The organism is Mucilaginibacter sediminis (assembly GCF_051903035.1).
In the GTDB taxonomy this organism is placed as follows: domain Bacteria; phylum Bacteroidota; class Bacteroidia; order Sphingobacteriales; family Sphingobacteriaceae; genus Mucilaginibacter.
Genome location: NZ_CP170602.1, coordinates 790,930 through 807,311 on the forward strand (window position 1 = coordinate 790,930; position 16,382 = coordinate 807,311).

Below are 16,382 nucleotides of genomic sequence, written 5' to 3' on the forward strand. Positions count from 1 at the left end.
CTACTCTTCACATAGATTTAACCAACAAAATTTTATTCTGTTATTGGTATATTTACCGATTGTATAAATGAATAGCGGTAAATTGGTGCAACTTTATACCGATTCTAAATAAGAAAACAACATATTTCATTTACTTAATCATAATAATTGTTTATTTATGTTGTCATTTTGTTAAATAAATATGATATAGATAATCGAATTTTTAGAAATCTTTAAAAATTCCGATAAATTTTATAATTTATTTGCAAATTGGTAACTTCGTTGTTACACCCCTTTATAAACGGTTTACTCTAAAGATGAATCAAACTGATAGCAACCAGGGCCTTTATAGGCCAGAATTTGAACACGATTCGTGCGGAACTGGATTTATAACCAACATAAATGGTCATAAAAGTAACCAGATTATTGATGATGCGCTTACGATGCTCGAGAACATGGAACACCGCGGTGCCTGCGGATGTGATCCTGAAACCGGCGATGGTGCCGGTATATTAATACAACTGCCCCATGAGTTTTTAATGGAGGAATGCTCAAACCTCGAGATCAGCCTGCCCGAACCGGGCGAGTATGGTGTTGGGATGATCTTTTTCCCGAAAGACTCGGCACAGAAAAAAGCCTGCCGCATTGTGATTACCAATGCGATAGAAAAGCTTGGCCTTGTTAAATTAGGTTACCGCAAATTGACCGTTGATTCAATGGCAGTTGGCGAAACAGCCCGCCAGGCCGAGCCGGATGTGGAGCAGATATTTATTGCCCGCCCGCACCACATTACCAATGCGGATGACTTTGAGCGGAAGCTTTTTATATTACGCAGGTACATCAATAAAACTATTACAGATACCATTCCCGGCGCATCTGAATATTTTTATTTTACCTCGTTATCATGCAAAACAATTGTTTACAAAGGCCAGGTAACTACTTACCAGCTGCGTAAATATTATGCTGATTTAACTGATCCGCGTATTGCATCTGGCTTTGCCATGATCCATTCACGTTTCTCTACCAATACTTTCCCATCGTGGAAACTGGCTCAGCCTTTCCGCCTGATTGCCCATAATGGCGAGATCAATACTTTAACCGGCAACTTAAACTGGTTTTATGCCGGTTTAAAATCATATGCTTCGTCGTACTTCACGGCCGAAGAAATGGAAATGATTATGCCGGTGATTGATAACAACCAGTCAGACTCTGCCTGTTTGGATAATATCATCGAAATTCTGTTACATTCGGGCCGTTCGTTACCACACGTAATGATGATGCTGGTACCCGAGGCATGGGACGGCAACGTACACATGGATCCTATTAAAAAGGCGTTTTACGAATACCATGCTACTTTAATGGAGCCATGGGATGGCCCGGCCGCCATCACATTTACCGATGGTAAACTGGTAGGCGCTTTATTGGATAGGAATGGCCTTCGCCCGTTGCGTTATGTAATTACCAACGATGGCCGCGTTATAGCAGCATCTGAAGCGGGTACCCTGGCTATCGACGAAAGTACCGTAGTACGTAAAGGTCGTTTGCAGCCTGGTAAAATGCTGTTGATTGATACCGAAAAAGGCAGGATCATTACAGATGATGAGATAAAAAAACAAATTTCTTCAAGGCAGCCTTATGGCCGCTGGCTGGAGAATTATAAAATAAACCTGAGCGAACTTACCGAACCCCGTTTGGCATTCGCTCAGCTATCAGAAGCTTCTGTATTCCGTTACCAGCAGGTATTTGGTTACAGCCGCGAGGATATAGATACCATTATTAAGCCAATGGCTGTTGATGGTAAGGAGCCCGTAGGCTCCATGGGTACCGATGTGCCTTTGGCTATATTATCTGATAAACCACAACATTTATCAAGCTACTTTAAGCAATTTTTTGCCCAGGTAACCAACCCGCCTATCGACCCAATCCGCGAACGCCTGGTAATGAGTTTGGCAACCTTTATCGGTAACAACGGTAACTTGCTGGATGAAGATAAAATGCACTGCCATTGCGTAGTTTTAAAGCACCCGATATTAAAAAATCACCAGTTAGAAAAACTGCGCAGTATTGATACCGGCCTTTTTCATGCCAAAACACTGCAAACTTACTTTGTAGCCGATGGTATGCCCGGCTCGTTAGAAAAAGGTATTGCAAGGCTTTGCCGCTATGCCGAGGATGCTGTTGACGACGGTTTTGAAGTATTGATCCTGTCGGATCGTGCTGTGGATTCGGAGCATGCGCCCATCCCTACATTATTAGCGGTTTCTGCGGTACATCATCACCTGATTAAAAAAGGCCGCCGCGGCGCCGTAGGCTTGGTTGTTGAAACCGGGGATGCGTGGGAAGTGCATCACTTTGCCTGCTTGCTGGCATTTGGCGCTACAGCTATCAACCCGTACCTGGCTTTGGCAACTATCGAAACCGTTAAAAACAACGGCAGTTTAGAAACCAGCCATGATATTAAAACATTACAAAAAAACTACGTAAAATCTATAAATGATGGTTTGTTGAAGATCTTCTCTAAAATGGGGATCTCGACCCTACAATCATACCATGGTTCGCAGGTTTTTGAAATATTAGGTTTAAATAAAACGGTTGTAGATAAATATTTCTGCGGAGCTGTTACCCGTATTGGCGGTTTGGGCCTTGACGAAATAGCCCGCGAAGCTCTATGCAAACACCGCATGGGCTTTAACACCAAGGGAGCCGACAATTTATTGCCCGAAGGTGGTATTTACCAATGGAAACGCAGGGGCGAAGCGCACTTATTTAACCCAACCACTGTACACTTATTACAACATGCTACCCGTAGCAATGATTACAACGTGTACAAAAATTACGCTAAAGCAATTAACGAGCAAACCGAAAAGCACTTTACCATTCGGGGACTGCTTGACTTTGCCCATCACCGTGAAGCTATCAGCATTGACGAGGTTGAACCGGCCGAAAATATCATGAAGCGCTTTGCAACAGGCGCCATGTCATTCGGCTCTATATCTCACGAGGCGCATAGCACCATGGCTATTGCCATGAACCGCATAGGTGGTAAAAGCAACACCGGCGAAGGCGGCGAGGATGAAATGCGTTACGAAAAAATGGCCAACGGCGATTCCATGCGTTCGGCTATTAAGCAAATAGCATCTGCCCGTTTCGGTGTAACATCAAATTACCTGACCAATGCCGATGAATTGCAGATAAAAATGGCACAAGGTGCCAAGCCAGGCGAAGGCGGGCAGCTTCCGGGTCATAAAGTTGATGATTGGATTGCTAAAACCCGTCACTCAACCCCCGGGGTAGGTTTGATTTCTCCACCGCCACACCACGATATTTACTCTATCGAGGATTTGGCGCAATTAATATTCGATTTAAAGAACGCCAACCGAGCTGCACGTATCAATGTAAAATTGGTATCAAAAGCAGGTGTGGGTACAATAGCAGCAGGCGTGGCCAAAGCACATGCTGATGTTATCCTGATTGCCGGCTATGATGGTGGTACCGGTGCATCGCCAATAAGCTCAGTAAAACACGCCGGCTTGCCGTGGGAACTTGGTTTAACCGAAGCTCACCAAACATTGGTACGTAACAAATTACGCAGCCGTGTGGTATTGCAAACAGATGGCCAGCTAAAAACCGGTCGTGATTTGGCCATTGCAGCTTTGATGGGAGCCGAAGAGTGGGGAGTTGCAACAGCGGCGCTTGTAGCCGGTGGCTGTATCATGATGCGTAAGTGTCACCTGAATACCTGCCCGGTAGGTGTTGCCACGCAAGATCCTGAATTAAGGAAACTGTTTAGCGGTAAGGCAGATCACGTAGTGAACCTGTTTAAATTTATGGCCGAAGAACTGCGCGAGATTATGGCCGAATTAGGTTTCCGTACCATTAATGAAATGGTTGGCCGTGTTCAGTTCCTGAAAGTGAAAGATCATCTGGAAAGCTGGAAGGCTAAAAAGATTGACCTGAGCGGTATTTTACACCCGGTTACCAATACCAAAGGCATGACGCTTTATAACAGCGAAAAGCAGGATCATGGCATGGATGAGATATTGGATTGGCAGTTGTTAGCGGCAGCTCAACCTGCTCTTGAAGATAAAACACCGGTATTTGCATCGTTCGATGTCATCAACGTTAACCGTACCATTGGTACCTTACTGTCAAACGAGATCTCGAAGATCTATGGTTCGGCTGGCTTACCCGATAATACCATTAACTACAAATTCAAAGGCTCGGCCGGGCAAAGTTTCGGTGCTTTTGCAACCAAGGGTATCTCTTTTGAGTTGGAAGGCGAAGCCAATGACTACGTAGGTAAAGGTTTATCAGGCGCACAACTGGCTATTTATCCTTCAGCGAAAGCTACTTTCACGCCGGAAGATAATATCATCATTGGTAACGTTGCCTTATATGGCGCCACATCAGGCGAGGTATTTATCGGTGGTATGGCAGGCGAACGATTCGCGGTACGTAACTCAGGTGCTACTACTGTTGTAGAAGGTATTGGCGACCACGGTTGCGAGTATATGACCGGTGGCCGTGCACTTATCCTTGGTAAAACAGGCCGTAACTTTGCGGCAGGTATGAGCGGTGGTTTAGCCTGGGTTTATAACCCGGATAACAGCTTTGCCGAGAACTGTAATACCGAGATGGTGGATCTTGATCCGCTATCGTTACAGGATGAAGAGCAGATACTTACCTTGTTGCGTAAGCATGTAAGCCTTACAGGTAGTAAACTTGCACAGCAGATCCTGGCTAACTGGGCCGAGGCATCTACACAGTTTGTGAAGGTGTATCCAAAAGAGTATAAAAAAGTAGTAGAGAAGTTACAATATCAAACAATAGGCTAAATTTCAATGGGAAAACCAACAGGATTTCAGGAGTTTAACAGGGAATTACCAACTAAGGTTCCCGCTGCTGAACGCGTAAAAAACTATAAAGAGTTTGTTAATTTATATACCGACGAGAAGCTGAACCAGCAATCGGCCCGTTGTATGAATTGCGGTATCCCTTTTTGCCATTCGGGATGCCCGCTGGGTAATATTATCCCGGAGTTTAACGATGCAGTGTATCGTCAAAACTGGGAAGAAGCTTACCATATTTTATCATCAACTAATAATTTCCCCGAGTTTACAGGTCGTATCTGTCCTGCACCTTGCGAGTCTGCATGTGTGTTAGGTATCAACAAGCCGGCTGTAGCTATCGAGGAAATTGAAAAGCATATCATTGAAATTGCTTACCAGAAAAATCTGGTAAAACCAACTGCGCCTTTAGTAAAATCGGGCAAAAAAGTAGCTGTAATAGGCTCTGGTCCGGCCGGTTTGGCTGCTGCAGCTCAATTGGTAAAGGCAGGCCACGCAGTAACAGTTTACGAGCGCGATGACAAACCGGGAGGTTTATTGCGCTACGGTATTCCTGATTTCAAATTAGAGAAAACTGTAGTAGAACGCCGTATAGAAGTAATGGAAAAAGATGGTGTGGTGTTTAAGCTGAACAGTGAAGTAGGTGTTAACGTTGCCGCTGATGAATTGGTGCGCAATAATGATGCTGTAGTACTGGCGGGTGGTTCAACAGTACCACGTAACCTGATGATCCCCGGCAGGGAATTAAAAGGCATCCATTTTGCAATGGACTTTTTGAAACAGCAAAACAAACGTGTAAGCGATATTGCAGTTGACGGGGATGATATTTTGGCCACAGGCAAAGATGTAGTAGTAATTGGCGGCGGCGATACCGGCAGCGATTGTGTTGGTACATCAAACCGCCAGGGAGCAAAATCAATTAAGCAGTTTGAGGTGATGTTTCAGCCACCTGCACAGCGTACACAGCACATGCCATGGCCAACATATCCAATGGTGCTTAAAACCACCAGTTCGCATGAGGAAGGCGCCGAACGTTTCTGGGGCGTAAACACCATGGAGTTTTTAGGCGACGACGAAGGTAACCTGCGTGCGTTAAAAGTGGTAGATGTAGAGTGGGAGCAGGATTTTATGGGCCGCCCTGTAAAATTCCATGTGGTTGAAGGATCAGAACGTGAAATTCCTTGTCAGCGTGTGTTCCTGGCCATGGGTTTCCTGTATCCGCAGCCTGCAGGCCTGTTAGCTCAATTAGGCGTTGAACTGGATGACCGCAAAAACGTTAAAGCCAAAGAAGGCGTTTACCGCACCAACGTAAGTAAAGTATTTGCTGCCGGCGATATGCGCCGCGGACAATCACTTGTTGTTTGGGCAATATCCGAAGGTCGCGAAACGGCCCGCAAAGTTGATGAGTTTTTAATGGGCCACTCATTGCTGGAAAGTAAGGATGCCGTTAATCAGTTTGACCAGGTGTTTTAAGAAAACGCCTGATCTGCTGAAGATATATAACCACGCTGCGTACTCTTTTATGGGTATCGCAGCGTGGTTTTTTGTTTTATTTTGATGGGTTATTTTGTGCTGTTTATGGTTAATCAATATTAATTATGCCACTTTAGTAAACCACTTACCCCTTTTGTTGTTAAATCTAAACAAGGCATAATCAATTTATAAATGAAGTATTTCACCGGCTTATTATTGATTTTGGTTACCCTCATTTGGATACCATCATGTGAGAGCAACAAACGCGCAAACAATTACAACAATAAAGCACTCGTTGACGACGCCGGAATACTTTTTTTTAAAAATGGCGCTGAGGCCAGCCTGACCACCGTAAAAGCTTCCGGTTTGGCTATCTCCAACTCAAAAAATCAACAGGTTATTCAGTTTGCCAAAGCGATGATTGACGACCATACTTTGCTTGCCGATAATTTAAAAAAATTGGAGATTGATAACTTTGTAACCTCCAGCGATACCATAAATGCCGGCCATCAACAAGTAATTGCCGTTCTTGAACAAAAAAAGGCGGCCGATTTTGATAAAGCTTATATGGAACTAATTGTAAACCAGCACGAACAGGAGATAACCTTGTTTAAAACAGCCTCACTCAATAAAAATTCAAACCTATCTGATTTTGCCAATAAGAATATGCCATCGTTACAAGCGCATCTTGATTCGGCTAAGATGATTATGCTGGCGTTAAAATAGTTTATTTTATAGCAGGGTAATGTTTAAATTGCGGGCTATACCTATCTAAATCATGCTATTAAAAAAACGTTCAGTTATTGCCTTTTTGCTGGTTTTAATTGCCTGCCAAATACAGGTTTCTGCACAAGTTTCTGCTATAAAGCCGGGTGAGGTTTGGCCCGATAACCGGGGCGAACATGTACAGGCCCATGGTGGCGGCATTATCAAAATTGGCAAATTATATTACTGGTTTGGCGAAGACCGGGCAAAAGACAATGATCCCGCCAAACGCTACGTAGCCTGTTATTCCTCTCCCGACCTTACGAATTGGACGTTCCGGAACAAAGTGATCAAAACAGACGACCCGGCAAACTTTGGTAAAGGCTTTGTTTTAGAACGGCCAAAGGTTTTTTACAACAAAAAGAACAGGCAGTATGTGATGTACCTGCATATGGATAGCGCCAACTACAAAGCTGCCCGTGTTGGCGTTGCGGTTTGTGAAAAGATAGATGGCGACTACAAGTACCTTAAAAGCTTTAGGCCTTTAGGGGAGCAAAGCCGGGATATTGGCCAGTTTGTTGACGATGACGGTTCGGCATACCTGATATTTGAGGATAGGGCCAAAGGCTTCCATATTGCACAACTATCGGACGATTACCTGAGCGTTGAAAAAGAGATCTGCCTTATTAAAGCGCCTTTGGAAGGTGGCGCCCTGGTGCATTATAAAGGGCTTTACTATGCCATTGGATCGGCACTTACCGGTTGGGATCCCAATCCTAACAAATATGCTACGGCAACATCGCTAAGCGGGCCATGGTCGGAGTTTAAAGATATCGCCCCGCCCGAAACAAATACTTATGGATCGCAATCTACCATGATGGTGAAGGTTGTTGGTACAAAACGTACCACCGTGATTTTTATGGCCGACCAGTGGCGTCCAAAAGCCCAATGGGATTCGCGCTACCTGTGGATGCATTTGGAAATAGGCGATGGTAAGTTATGGCTGCCAAAGCCACAGCCCTGGAAGATAGATGTAAAAACGGGGGAATGGAAATATGCCGAGGATAAATGACAACCTGTTAAGCCTTTAACTCCCGCGAGGTTAGCGTCAGCGTAACTCGTGGGCATCCTGGTTTAAGCCTATGGCTTAACTATTTCAGCTGAAAGCTGAAACCATGTACCCCACGAGCTGGAAGCTCGCGGGAGCGATGCGCGATAGCGGAAGATGCTAAAATAATTTCAATTGCTGTTGTACCGGTGGCTTTGCTTTTCCAAATACGGTGCGGCCACCGTATTTCCATGAATCCTCACGCTCTTTGGCAATTACCTGGTCAAAATTGGCGTTGGGTGTAAAATCTTTTTCGGCATTCTCGGCTATTTTATGGAGGCGTTTGATGGCTTCGTTTTGTTCTGATAACCCCAGTTTCGATTTGTGTATTGCATTTTGGAGGACGCCTATAGTTTCATCATAAACTTTGGTAGGTACGGCGAAGGGGTGGCCATCCTTACCGCCGTGCGCGAATGAAAATCTTGCCGGATCCTTAAACCGGGATGGAGTTCCGTGTATAACCTCGCTTACCAATGCCAGCGATTGCAGGGTACGTGGCCCCAGGCCTTGTAATAGTAATAAATCTTCAAAATCAGCAGGTTGCTTTTCATGCGCTAACCAAAGTACGGCACCCAGGCGTTTCAAATCCACGTCCCTGGCTTTTACATCATGATGGTTGGGCAGTACCAGGTGACTGATCTCTTTGATCATGGCTTCCGGATTTTCGGCGGCTATCTGCATTACCCCGTTTCGGGAGGTGTCGGCCAGCTTATCTGTCATGTTCAGGATCAGGCCTGTATTTTTGCCGTAGATGGATGTATGCGGATCATCAACAAATGATGTTAATTGCTCCGAATGCCAATGGTAGCGGCGTGCCGTGCTGCTGGCATCGCTCATGCCCTGCTGTACAACGGCCCATTTGCCGGTATCGCTCAGGATAAAATTGTGGGTATACAGCTGGAAACCATCCTGAATGGCTGTGTTATCAACTTTAGCGCTTAGTTTGCTGCATCGTACCAGGTGGTTGCCGTCAAGTCCGGTGGTTTCACCAATTTTTAACAACTCGGCAGGGGTTTGTTTGGAATGTTTGCCTTTGCCGCCGCAAATATAAATGCCCAGTTCGCGGCTGTGCGGGTTTACTGATTTTTTTAAAGCGCCCATTACCGATGTAGTTATGCCCGATGAGTGCCAATCCATCCCCATAACCGCGCCAAGGCTCTGAAACCAGAAAGGATCGCTCAGGCGGCGTAAAACCTCGTCCTTGCCATAATCCATTACGATGTTTTCAATTACAGCCAGGCCTAACTTTGCCATGCGCTCGGCAAGCCATGTGGGTACATAGCCATAGTGTAAAGGTAAGTCAGCACTGCCGGATCGCTTCATGCTAACAAATTTAGCATTTGTTTTTGATTTAAGGGGCCTGCAGGATTAACAAATTTATTCTGAACTCGGATTAAGCAGATTTTTCGGATTTGATTTGGAATCCATCCTTTCAATCCCTTAATCCCCAAAATAGTGGTTCAGACCAAAAGCATCTTCAAATTCTCAAATCTTCAAATTCTCAAATTAAATTAATCTTCTTCCGTTTCACCTGCGTACAGCTCATCTATTTCGGCAGCATATTTTTTCTCAATTACTTTGCGTTTGGCTTTCATAGTTGGGGTTATTTCGCCTTCTTCCATGCTGAAAGGGTTACGTTTTATCCTAAATGATTTGATACGTTCAAACTTGGCGAGCTCGTTGCTGAATTTGCGGATATCCTGGCTTATCCAGTCCACAATTTCCTGATCATCGATAAATACTTCCGGGCGCTCAAAAAAATCATTCTGGAGGCCGAATTGTTCCTGCAAGCCTTCTTTACCAGGCACTATAATAGCGGCTATGTATTCGCGTTTATCGCCCACTAAAAACACCTGTTCAATTTTAGGGCTTTTGAGGTAGGTATTCTCAACCGGTGTAGGATATATATTTTTGCCGTATGCATTTACCAGCATGTTTTTTAGCCTGTCGGTAATTTGCAGGTTGCCGCGGTAAAAACGGCCGATATCGCCGGTATGAAACCAGTTATCTTCGTCGATAACCATGGCTGTTTCTTCGGGTTTATGCCAGTAACCTTTCATTACGCAATGGCCGCGAACAATAATTTCGCCTTCCTCGGTTTCTGTATTTTCCTTAAAATTATCGTGGGTTTGTATCGAGTAAATTTCTTTGGTTTCTACATTTTGGATGGCTACCTCAATGCCCGGAATAATGCGGCCCACAGTGCCGTAAATAACCCTGTGCCTTTCGGTTACAGCCATAACGGGCGATGTCTCTGTTAATCCGAAACCTTCCAGTATTACAATACCCAGGTCGCCAAAAAACTCACCTATGTTTTTGGGCAGTGCGCCTCCGCCCGATACCATAAACTGCAGCTTGCCACCGGTTTTTTCTTTTATCTTACTGAAAACCAATTTTTCGGCAATGCCATGTTGTGCTTTAAGGATAAGGCCCGGCGATTTACCGGCTTCGTGTATCAAACGTACCTTTTTGCCAATTTCAAATGCCCATAAAAATATTTTGGTTTTTAAACCACCCGCAGATGTGCCACTTTTAATAGCCCTATCGTGAATACGCTCAAGCAGGCGCGGCACGCAACATAGTATGGTAGGCTGCGTTTCGCCCATGTTTTTGGCTAACAGCTCCAAACTTTGGGCAAAAGCAATTTGCGACCCTTTTAAAATTGCGATATGATAAATTGTACGCTCAAATACATGCGATAACGGCAGGAACGATAAAAAGCGGTCATCCTTGCTTACAAAAGGAATTTGGATAACACTATTTAGCGCGTTTTGGGTAAGGTTATAATGCGTAAGCATTACACCCTTAGGGATACCTGTTGTACCTGATGTATAAATAAGGCAGGAAAGGTCGGTAGGTAAAATAGCTTCGCGGGCGGCAGCAATAGCATGGCGATATTGGCTCACCAAAGCCAGCCCTTCTTTAATCACATCATCAAAACCAATTACACCGGCGTTGAGCGTATGTTTACCGCTGTGTTTTTCAAAATCATCAAAAGCCGGTATAATACGAATGAGCTCGGGGCAGTTATTGGCTATTTTAAGCACCTTGCGAAGCAGGAACGGATTACCTGTAATGATGGTTTTTGCGCCCGAATCGTTTAAGATATACTCAATTTCGGTTTCGGTGAGGGTAGGGTATATCGATGCATTTACCGCACCTATCTGCTGTAATGCCTGGTCGTAATAAACATAATTTGGCCCATTCTCGATGATTAGCGACAACCGGTCGCCTTTTTTGATGCCCAGGTTTAATAACCAGGCCGATACGGCATCTATCTTTTCCAGCGCCTCGCCATAAGTAATCTCCACCCAGGTATCTTTAACCTTATGGATTAAAAATGTATGACTTTCGGGATGGATATTGGCAACGGTATTGCGTATAAACGATGGGACAGTTGTAAGCTCGGTTGTATAACTCATCAGTATAATTGGATATTCCCAACAAACTTATATTATTTGGCAACAAAAAACAATTGGGATAAGGTTTCTTAGTGGCAAATAGCGAAAGGGTTTGAAATCTGGCCTGTTCGAAACGTTAAAATAAAGGCTGGTTTTGAACGCTGATGAATACGCTCGTCGCGGGGCTAAGCCAACAAACCTCATTGATCCCGCCCGTCCGGCATAATTTATCTTCATGATCCGTGTTATTTAATGCTTTCCATCCTGAAATCATACACTTCCTGTATCGGGACAACAGCCCTGTTTACCTTGTTGATATCTTTTCCTTCCTCCGACCATAAAAATGGGTAAAAGTTAAAAGCCTGGTCACCGTTTAACTTCTTCAAATCTGCCTGCCATTCTTTCCATCGCAGGCCAGCATAAAAATGGTTTATATCACCATACCAGCAAAAGTTCAAAAATTCGGTATACCCTATATGCAGCGCTTCCCACTTTAAGTGTTCAGGTGCCAGGTAATAAATTTTGCCCATATCGGTACCAAATTTGCCGCCGTTGACAGCAAAAAGCCCGCCGCCGGCATCATCTGCTATCAGTAAAAATGAAGGCTGTTCGCCTAAACTCATTAAAACTTTTGCCTTTATTCCAGCCTGGGAGGCTCCGTTTTAATTTTTCGCTGCCCGATCCTAATATGCGTAACCAGCCATTATCAACCAATATCCCGCCGGTAAAATAAATAACCGCGCCCATGTACGAGTGAGTGGTTACTTGTGTTTGATATAATGCATCTTTGCCATTGAATGCAGGCAAAATTTCGACTTTGTTTTTCGCCGCTTTTATATCTTGTAAAAGCAAGGGCCAGGCAGATGTATCATTGGTTAATTCGGCAACAGACCGCAACTTTATTTGCGCGACAGCCGGGAGAGCAAAAGCAAAAAGAAAAAGGATTAGGATTGTTTTTTCATTTTAAGTGATAGCCAAAAGTAAACAAACGGGCAAATAAAAACTTTTAGTAAGAAACTCGAATTCCTTGCCTGTTTCTTCATCATAATAAGTAACCAACCGGGCTTCCTGCAACGGCACTTTATGAGCTTTTTCGGGGTTACCTAACAATATGATTTTATCGCTGCGCACACCATGGGCAGCCATCTTTTCACTCACTTGTTTCTCTTCTGCACATTCCCATCTTGCTCTTTTATTTAAGCGGGTTACCCAACTAATGCCTTTTTTCGTCCATTCAGCCATGGGCATATAGCTGTTATAGCCTTTATCCATAACCAGGATCGAGCCTTTGGGCAATTCCAGTTTGGGCATTACCGTTTTGTCGTTGGTCGAGGCACTGGTAATGTTAATAAAACAAGGAACGTTATCCTTAGCCCTGATCAAAACATGGGCTTTAACGCCTCCTTTCTTTTTTCCATTGGCATTGGCATTTCCGCAATCCTTAAAAATCTCGGAAAATAACGTTATTGTTGTTGAATCGACTATAAATAGCTTGTTAGACAGTTTAGTCTTAGACAGGCTGTCCGGTAAAACACCAAAATGATGTTTGAACAATTCATGGTACAGGTCTTCGAAGAAATCAGCAGAACGGCGTTCATTCGCATCTGCCAGCGTGCTTCTGTAACGGAAGCCAGGCAATATGTCGACAAGTATTTTGCCGGTAATTATGGCAGCACCTCATCGCCGTTTGGCAACCTGGGTGGTTTTTATCCAACAACTTTTAATGAAGCGGATGAATGGCTGGATAATTTTTTAAAACAGCGCCTGCATCATTTCGGTGTTTATGAGGATGCCATGGTGGCCAATGAAAGTTTTCTTTACCATTCGGTACTCACACCTATGCTTAACATCGGCCTGTTAAATCCGCAGCAGATAATTGATAAAGCTTTAGATAAGGCCGCCAGCGAGGAGATACCCCTGAACTCATTAGAGGGGTTCATAAGGCAAATAATGGGCTGGCGCGAGTTTATTCATATTGTTTATGAACGCGAAGGCGTAAAGCAGCGCACAAAAAATTACTGGGGATTTAAACGGAAAATTCCTAAATCTTTTTGGATGGGCACCACAGGTATTCATCCGGTTGATGTGGCGATTAAAAAAGTACTGGCCACTGGATATAGCCATCATATAGAGCGTTTGATGGTGATGGGCAACTTTTTTTTGCTTTGCGAATTTGACCCGATGATGTTTACAGGTGGTTTATGGAAATGTATATAGATGCCTATGATTGGGTGATGGTGCCTAATACCTACGGCATGCCCCAGTTTGCAGATGGAGGCTTGACGACCACCAAGCCCTACATCAGCGGCAGCAACTACCTGTTAAAAATGGGCGATTGGAAAAAGGGCTCATGGCGGGATATATTGGATGGCCTTTTTTGGCGTTTTATGCGCGTTCACCGTGATTTTTTACCGGTAATCCGCGATTGGCCGGTGGAACCTTTCTTATAGTTTGGGGGATAGGGAAAATAAATGAACGTCGTAAATTATTGGAATCCGGAATTAAGGTTGATGGTGTTGTTTTCAGATTAGAAGCGCGCTTAAGCAGCGGAACAGACCGAATGCTTTTATACTATCCGGTAATTAGGTATGTTACTTTAGATAAAAACTGGATAACTGAAGAATACGATGTTGGCTCTAATCCTTCAGCATATAAAGAAGGGGACATTGTCAAAATAATATATGACCCTGCAGATCAAAAGCATTTTATAATTGATAACTTTTCAACTAAAATATTCGGATGGGTACTTGCCTTGATAGGTGTGGCGATACTAGCAGGTGTAGTAATTTACTATATATTAACATGACTGTCCACTTAAAATAAGCTGAGTGACAGCTGGTTACAATTTAGTTCTTTGACATCTTTGTAGTCTATCTTTTTAAGTAGGTCATTTACAGGAGTTTTATCCAGTAGCGATATGCTGATTACCTGTAACATTTCGTAGGTTGAACGACCGGTTTTCAGGTCTTTGGCGACTATTGCCACAAGACAGTAGGCGATAATTGCTGAATAGAGTTGAATACGGACCGCGTTTTCAGAGGTACCCCAAAAGGATTTAATCTTCAAATGCTGCTTTATCCATTTAAAGAAAAGTTCTATCTGCCAGCGATTTTTGTAAAGAAGCGCAACCTGAGCGGGTGTTATTTCCATATTATTGGTCAGGAAAACGAAAGTCCTTTCGCTCTCTTTATCATAATACTTTACTCTTCGCAGCTTTTCAGGATAATCTTTGCCAGTGTAAAAGCCTGTCAATCTTCCTGTCTGATCGCACAGCACTCCGGTGGGTTTATCAACCTTATTGGAATATATTCTTCGATATTTTAAACTCGATTTAGCACGGATCACGAAGTAAGCCTTTCTTTGAGTAATGGTATACAGCCTGGAAAAATCTACGTAACCACGATCAAAAATGTAGTAAGCATCTTCTTCATAGGTGATATAATCCATAGCATTCATGTCATTTACCGCAGCTGAAGTGATGTGTATAAAGGCTGGAATCTGTGTTGTAATGTCAAAAAGGGTATGAATTTTTATTCCCCCTTTGGTTTTACGAAACTTTGCCCACCAAAATACACTTAGGCACAAGTCTATGGTGGACGAATCAAACGCATATATCTTGCCTTTTATCTCAAAATCTTCATTAGCGCGTTTATTCCGGGCGATGCCGATCACGTGATAAGCAAACTCCTCGAATATCTTGCTGTTCCTGTTTTCATTGGCTTTGGCAAGATTACTTCGGGTCACGCTTTTTCCAAGACCTAAATGATATGATTTTTTACTATGGGCTTCCAACGTAATGATCAGATCACGTAAGCTATCTCGGTTTGTAAGTTGACCAAACAGCATACAGAGCAACTGGTTCCAACAGGAAAAGTGCCTTACATACTTATCCCCGTCATACTTCTTTACAATCCCATCAAATACACGCTGGGGAAGAAACTCTGATAATTGCGAGAAAACGTATTTACCTTGATTCATTTTTGTCGGTTGACCGACTAACCTAATCAATTCAAATCGTCACGCGCTAAATGAGCATTTAACTAATAGACTATCAATGATTTCAAAGAACAATTTTTATTTTTTAATGGACACTAATGATTTTAAGCAATAAAAAACTGAAAAAAGGTGTGCATTCGTAAGGACTGAAACTTTTCGGATTGATCCTTTACTTCCCATCTGCGTCTTTTGATACACAGGGCAACCTTATGACCGCGAATAGGAAAATCCTGTATGGCCGTTTCCGGTAAGAAGCCCTTGGATTCCAGTTGTGGCTTCTCATAACCTGATGGAACAAGGTTCTTTTCTTCCAGGTAAATGTTCAATTGCCCGCTCTCAGATGAGCGAACATCCATAAGTTCAAAATATTCTAAAAGACCTTCAGGTAAGATTAAACGGACAAGGGTTTCGTATGCTGCTGTCAAGGGTATTCGTATTTGTTATTCCTATCCCCAAAACAAATACTTTTTTTACTCCCCCACAATTATTTTGCTTGATCCCCGTTTTACTCGTTTAAGTGGTGTATTCAGAAGGATTGAGAAGGATTGCTAAAAAAGAAAAATCCCTGTAAATCAGCAATTTACAGGGATCATCATTGGGCAAAAACTTCCTTTTGTGCGCCCACCTGGGCTACTATGGTTATGTCTGTATTCGCTGATTATCAATCACTTGCAAGAGGCACTGGCGATGTTAGTCGCCGCTTTGGTCGCTGACCGCTCAAGCATTGTAAAAGTACTATTTTGTACCCAAATATACCAAAAATCGGATCAAAAAATTGGTGGGTTCCTGGTTCGAGCCCAATCACGGCTACTGTATTATTTTATGCGGTTAGCGTTTCCCATTTGTCAATCTCACCCCTCTGCACTGTTAACT

At 43.5% G+C, this 16,382-nt stretch carries 14 protein-coding genes; 7 read left to right on the forward strand and 7 right to left on the reverse strand.

Annotated elements, in window-relative coordinates:
• Positions 1 to 296 precede the first annotated feature (296 nt).
• The 4 genes from gltB (at position 297) to ACFGVS_RS03015 (ending at position 8,076) form a co-directional block, all read left to right on the forward strand.
• Positions 297 to 4,814, forward strand: a complete 4,518-nt coding sequence (gltB, locus tag ACFGVS_RS03000; protein ID WP_439697382.1) for a glutamate synthase large subunit — start codon at positions 297 to 299, stop codon at positions 4,812 to 4,814.
• Positions 4,815 to 4,820: 6 nt separating this feature from the next.
• Entirely contained in the window at positions 4,821 to 6,299 is a 1,479-nt protein-coding gene (locus tag ACFGVS_RS03005) for a glutamate synthase subunit beta (RefSeq protein ID WP_439697383.1), read from the forward strand.
• Positions 6,300 to 6,491: 192 nt separating this feature from the next.
• Positions 6,492 to 7,025: a DUF4142 domain-containing protein gene (locus ACFGVS_RS03010; RefSeq protein WP_439697384.1), complete on the forward strand. Its 534-nt coding sequence runs from the start codon at positions 6,492 to 6,494 to the stop codon at positions 7,023 to 7,025.
• Between the two features lie 52 nt (positions 7,026 to 7,077).
• Positions 7,078 to 8,076: a family 43 glycosylhydrolase gene (locus ACFGVS_RS03015; RefSeq protein ID WP_439697385.1), complete on the forward strand. Its 999-nt coding sequence runs from the start codon at positions 7,078 to 7,080 to the stop codon at positions 8,074 to 8,076.
• A gap of 156 nt (positions 8,077 to 8,232) precedes the next feature.
• Here ACFGVS_RS03015 and ACFGVS_RS03020 read toward each other — a convergent pair whose 3' ends face one another.
• The 5 genes from ACFGVS_RS03020 to ACFGVS_RS03040 form a co-directional block, all read right to left on the reverse strand.
• The gene (locus ACFGVS_RS03020; protein WP_439697386.1) at positions 8,233 to 9,435 is read right to left on the reverse strand and encodes a DUF763 domain-containing protein; all 1,203 of its coding nucleotides are present in this window, start codon (positions 9,433 to 9,435) and stop codon (positions 8,233 to 8,235) included.
• Between the two features lie 188 nt (positions 9,436 to 9,623).
• Positions 9,624 to 11,534, reverse strand: a complete 1,911-nt coding sequence (locus tag ACFGVS_RS03025; protein WP_439697387.1) for an AMP-dependent synthetase/ligase — start codon at positions 11,532 to 11,534, stop codon at positions 9,624 to 9,626.
• 224 nt (positions 11,535 to 11,758) lie between these two features.
• On the reverse strand, positions 11,759 to 12,136 hold the full coding sequence (locus ACFGVS_RS03030; RefSeq protein ID WP_439697388.1) for a DUF2625 family protein: 378 nt from the start codon (positions 12,134 to 12,136) through the stop codon (positions 11,759 to 11,761).
• Positions 12,093 to 12,410 (reverse strand): DUF2625 family protein, encoded by a 318-nt coding sequence (locus ACFGVS_RS03035; RefSeq protein ID WP_439697389.1) that lies wholly within the window; start codon positions 12,408 to 12,410, stop codon positions 12,093 to 12,095. Before ACFGVS_RS03035 ends, ACFGVS_RS03030 begins: the two co-directional genes overlap by 44 nt.
• Positions 12,411 to 12,476: 66 nt before the next feature.
• Positions 12,477 to 13,067 (reverse strand): transposase, encoded by a 591-nt coding sequence (locus tag ACFGVS_RS03040; RefSeq protein WP_439697390.1) that lies wholly within the window; start codon positions 13,065 to 13,067, stop codon positions 12,477 to 12,479.
• On the opposite strand from ACFGVS_RS03040, the gene ACFGVS_RS03045 reads away from it, so the two are divergent.
• Genes ACFGVS_RS03045 through ACFGVS_RS03055 form a run of 3 tightly spaced genes read left to right on the forward strand, consistent with a single transcriptional unit; the run spans position 13,053 to position 14,319 of the window.
• Complete coding sequence (locus ACFGVS_RS03045; protein ID WP_439697391.1) at positions 13,053 to 13,730, forward strand: hypothetical protein; 678 nt, start codon at positions 13,053 to 13,055, stop codon at positions 13,728 to 13,730. The genes ACFGVS_RS03040 and ACFGVS_RS03045 overlap by 15 nt on opposite strands.
• Positions 13,715 to 13,963 carry a hypothetical protein gene (locus tag ACFGVS_RS03050; protein WP_439697392.1) on the forward strand — a complete coding sequence of 83 codons (249 nt, stop codon included), beginning with the start codon at positions 13,715 to 13,717 and terminating at the stop codon, positions 13,961 to 13,963. The genes ACFGVS_RS03045 and ACFGVS_RS03050 overlap by 16 nt, the downstream gene beginning before the upstream one ends.
• Positions 13,939 to 14,319 (forward strand): DUF3592 domain-containing protein, encoded by a 381-nt coding sequence (locus tag ACFGVS_RS03055; RefSeq protein WP_439697393.1) that lies wholly within the window; start codon positions 13,939 to 13,941, stop codon positions 14,317 to 14,319. The genes ACFGVS_RS03050 and ACFGVS_RS03055 overlap by 25 nt, the downstream gene beginning before the upstream one ends.
• A gap of 8 nt (positions 14,320 to 14,327) precedes the next feature.
• Here ACFGVS_RS03055 and ACFGVS_RS03060 read toward each other — a convergent pair whose 3' ends face one another.
• Both ACFGVS_RS03060 and ACFGVS_RS03065 read right to left on the reverse strand, forming a co-directional pair.
• Positions 14,328 to 15,491: an IS4 family transposase gene (locus tag ACFGVS_RS03060; RefSeq protein ID WP_439697394.1), complete on the reverse strand. Its 1,164-nt coding sequence runs from the start codon at positions 15,489 to 15,491 to the stop codon at positions 14,328 to 14,330.
• A 122-nt stretch (positions 15,492 to 15,613) separates the two neighbouring features.
• The gene (locus ACFGVS_RS03065) at positions 15,614 to 15,934 is read right to left on the reverse strand and encodes an ISAon1 family transposase N-terminal region protein (RefSeq protein WP_439697395.1); all 321 of its coding nucleotides are present in this window, start codon (positions 15,932 to 15,934) and stop codon (positions 15,614 to 15,616) included.
• Positions 15,935 to 16,382: the final 448 nt, after the last annotated feature.

What these genes read in the sequence shown, in the direction of transcription:
- ACFGVS_RS03045 (WP_439697391.1), top strand. Translation starts at nt 13,053, where the DNA reads ATGATGTTTGAACAATTCATGGTACAGGTCTTCGAAGAAATCAGCAGA.
- ACFGVS_RS03030 (WP_439697388.1), bottom strand. Translation starts at nt 12,136, where the DNA reads ATGAGTTTAGGCGAACAGCCTTCATTTTTACTGATAGCAGATGATGCC.
- ACFGVS_RS03015 (WP_439697385.1), top strand. Translation starts at nt 7,078, where the DNA reads ATGCTATTAAAAAAACGTTCAGTTATTGCCTTTTTGCTGGTTTTAATT.
- gltB (WP_439697382.1), top strand. Translation starts at nt 297, where the DNA reads ATGAATCAAACTGATAGCAACCAGGGCCTTTATAGGCCAGAATTTGAA.
- ACFGVS_RS03060 (WP_439697394.1), bottom strand. Translation starts at nt 15,491, where the DNA reads ATGAATCAAGGTAAATACGTTTTCTCGCAATTATCAGAGTTTCTTCCC.
- ACFGVS_RS03020 (WP_439697386.1), bottom strand. Translation starts at nt 9,435, where the DNA reads ATGAAGCGATCCGGCAGTGCTGACTTACCTTTACACTATGGCTATGTA.
- ACFGVS_RS03025 (WP_439697387.1), bottom strand. Translation starts at nt 11,534, where the DNA reads ATGAGTTATACAACCGAGCTTACAACTGTCCCATCGTTTATACGCAAT.
- ACFGVS_RS03005 (WP_439697383.1), top strand. Translation starts at nt 4,821, where the DNA reads ATGGGAAAACCAACAGGATTTCAGGAGTTTAACAGGGAATTACCAACT.
- ACFGVS_RS03050 (WP_439697392.1), top strand. Translation starts at nt 13,715, where the DNA reads ATGGAAATGTATATAGATGCCTATGATTGGGTGATGGTGCCTAATACC.
- ACFGVS_RS03010 (WP_439697384.1), top strand. Translation starts at nt 6,492, where the DNA reads ATGAAGTATTTCACCGGCTTATTATTGATTTTGGTTACCCTCATTTGG.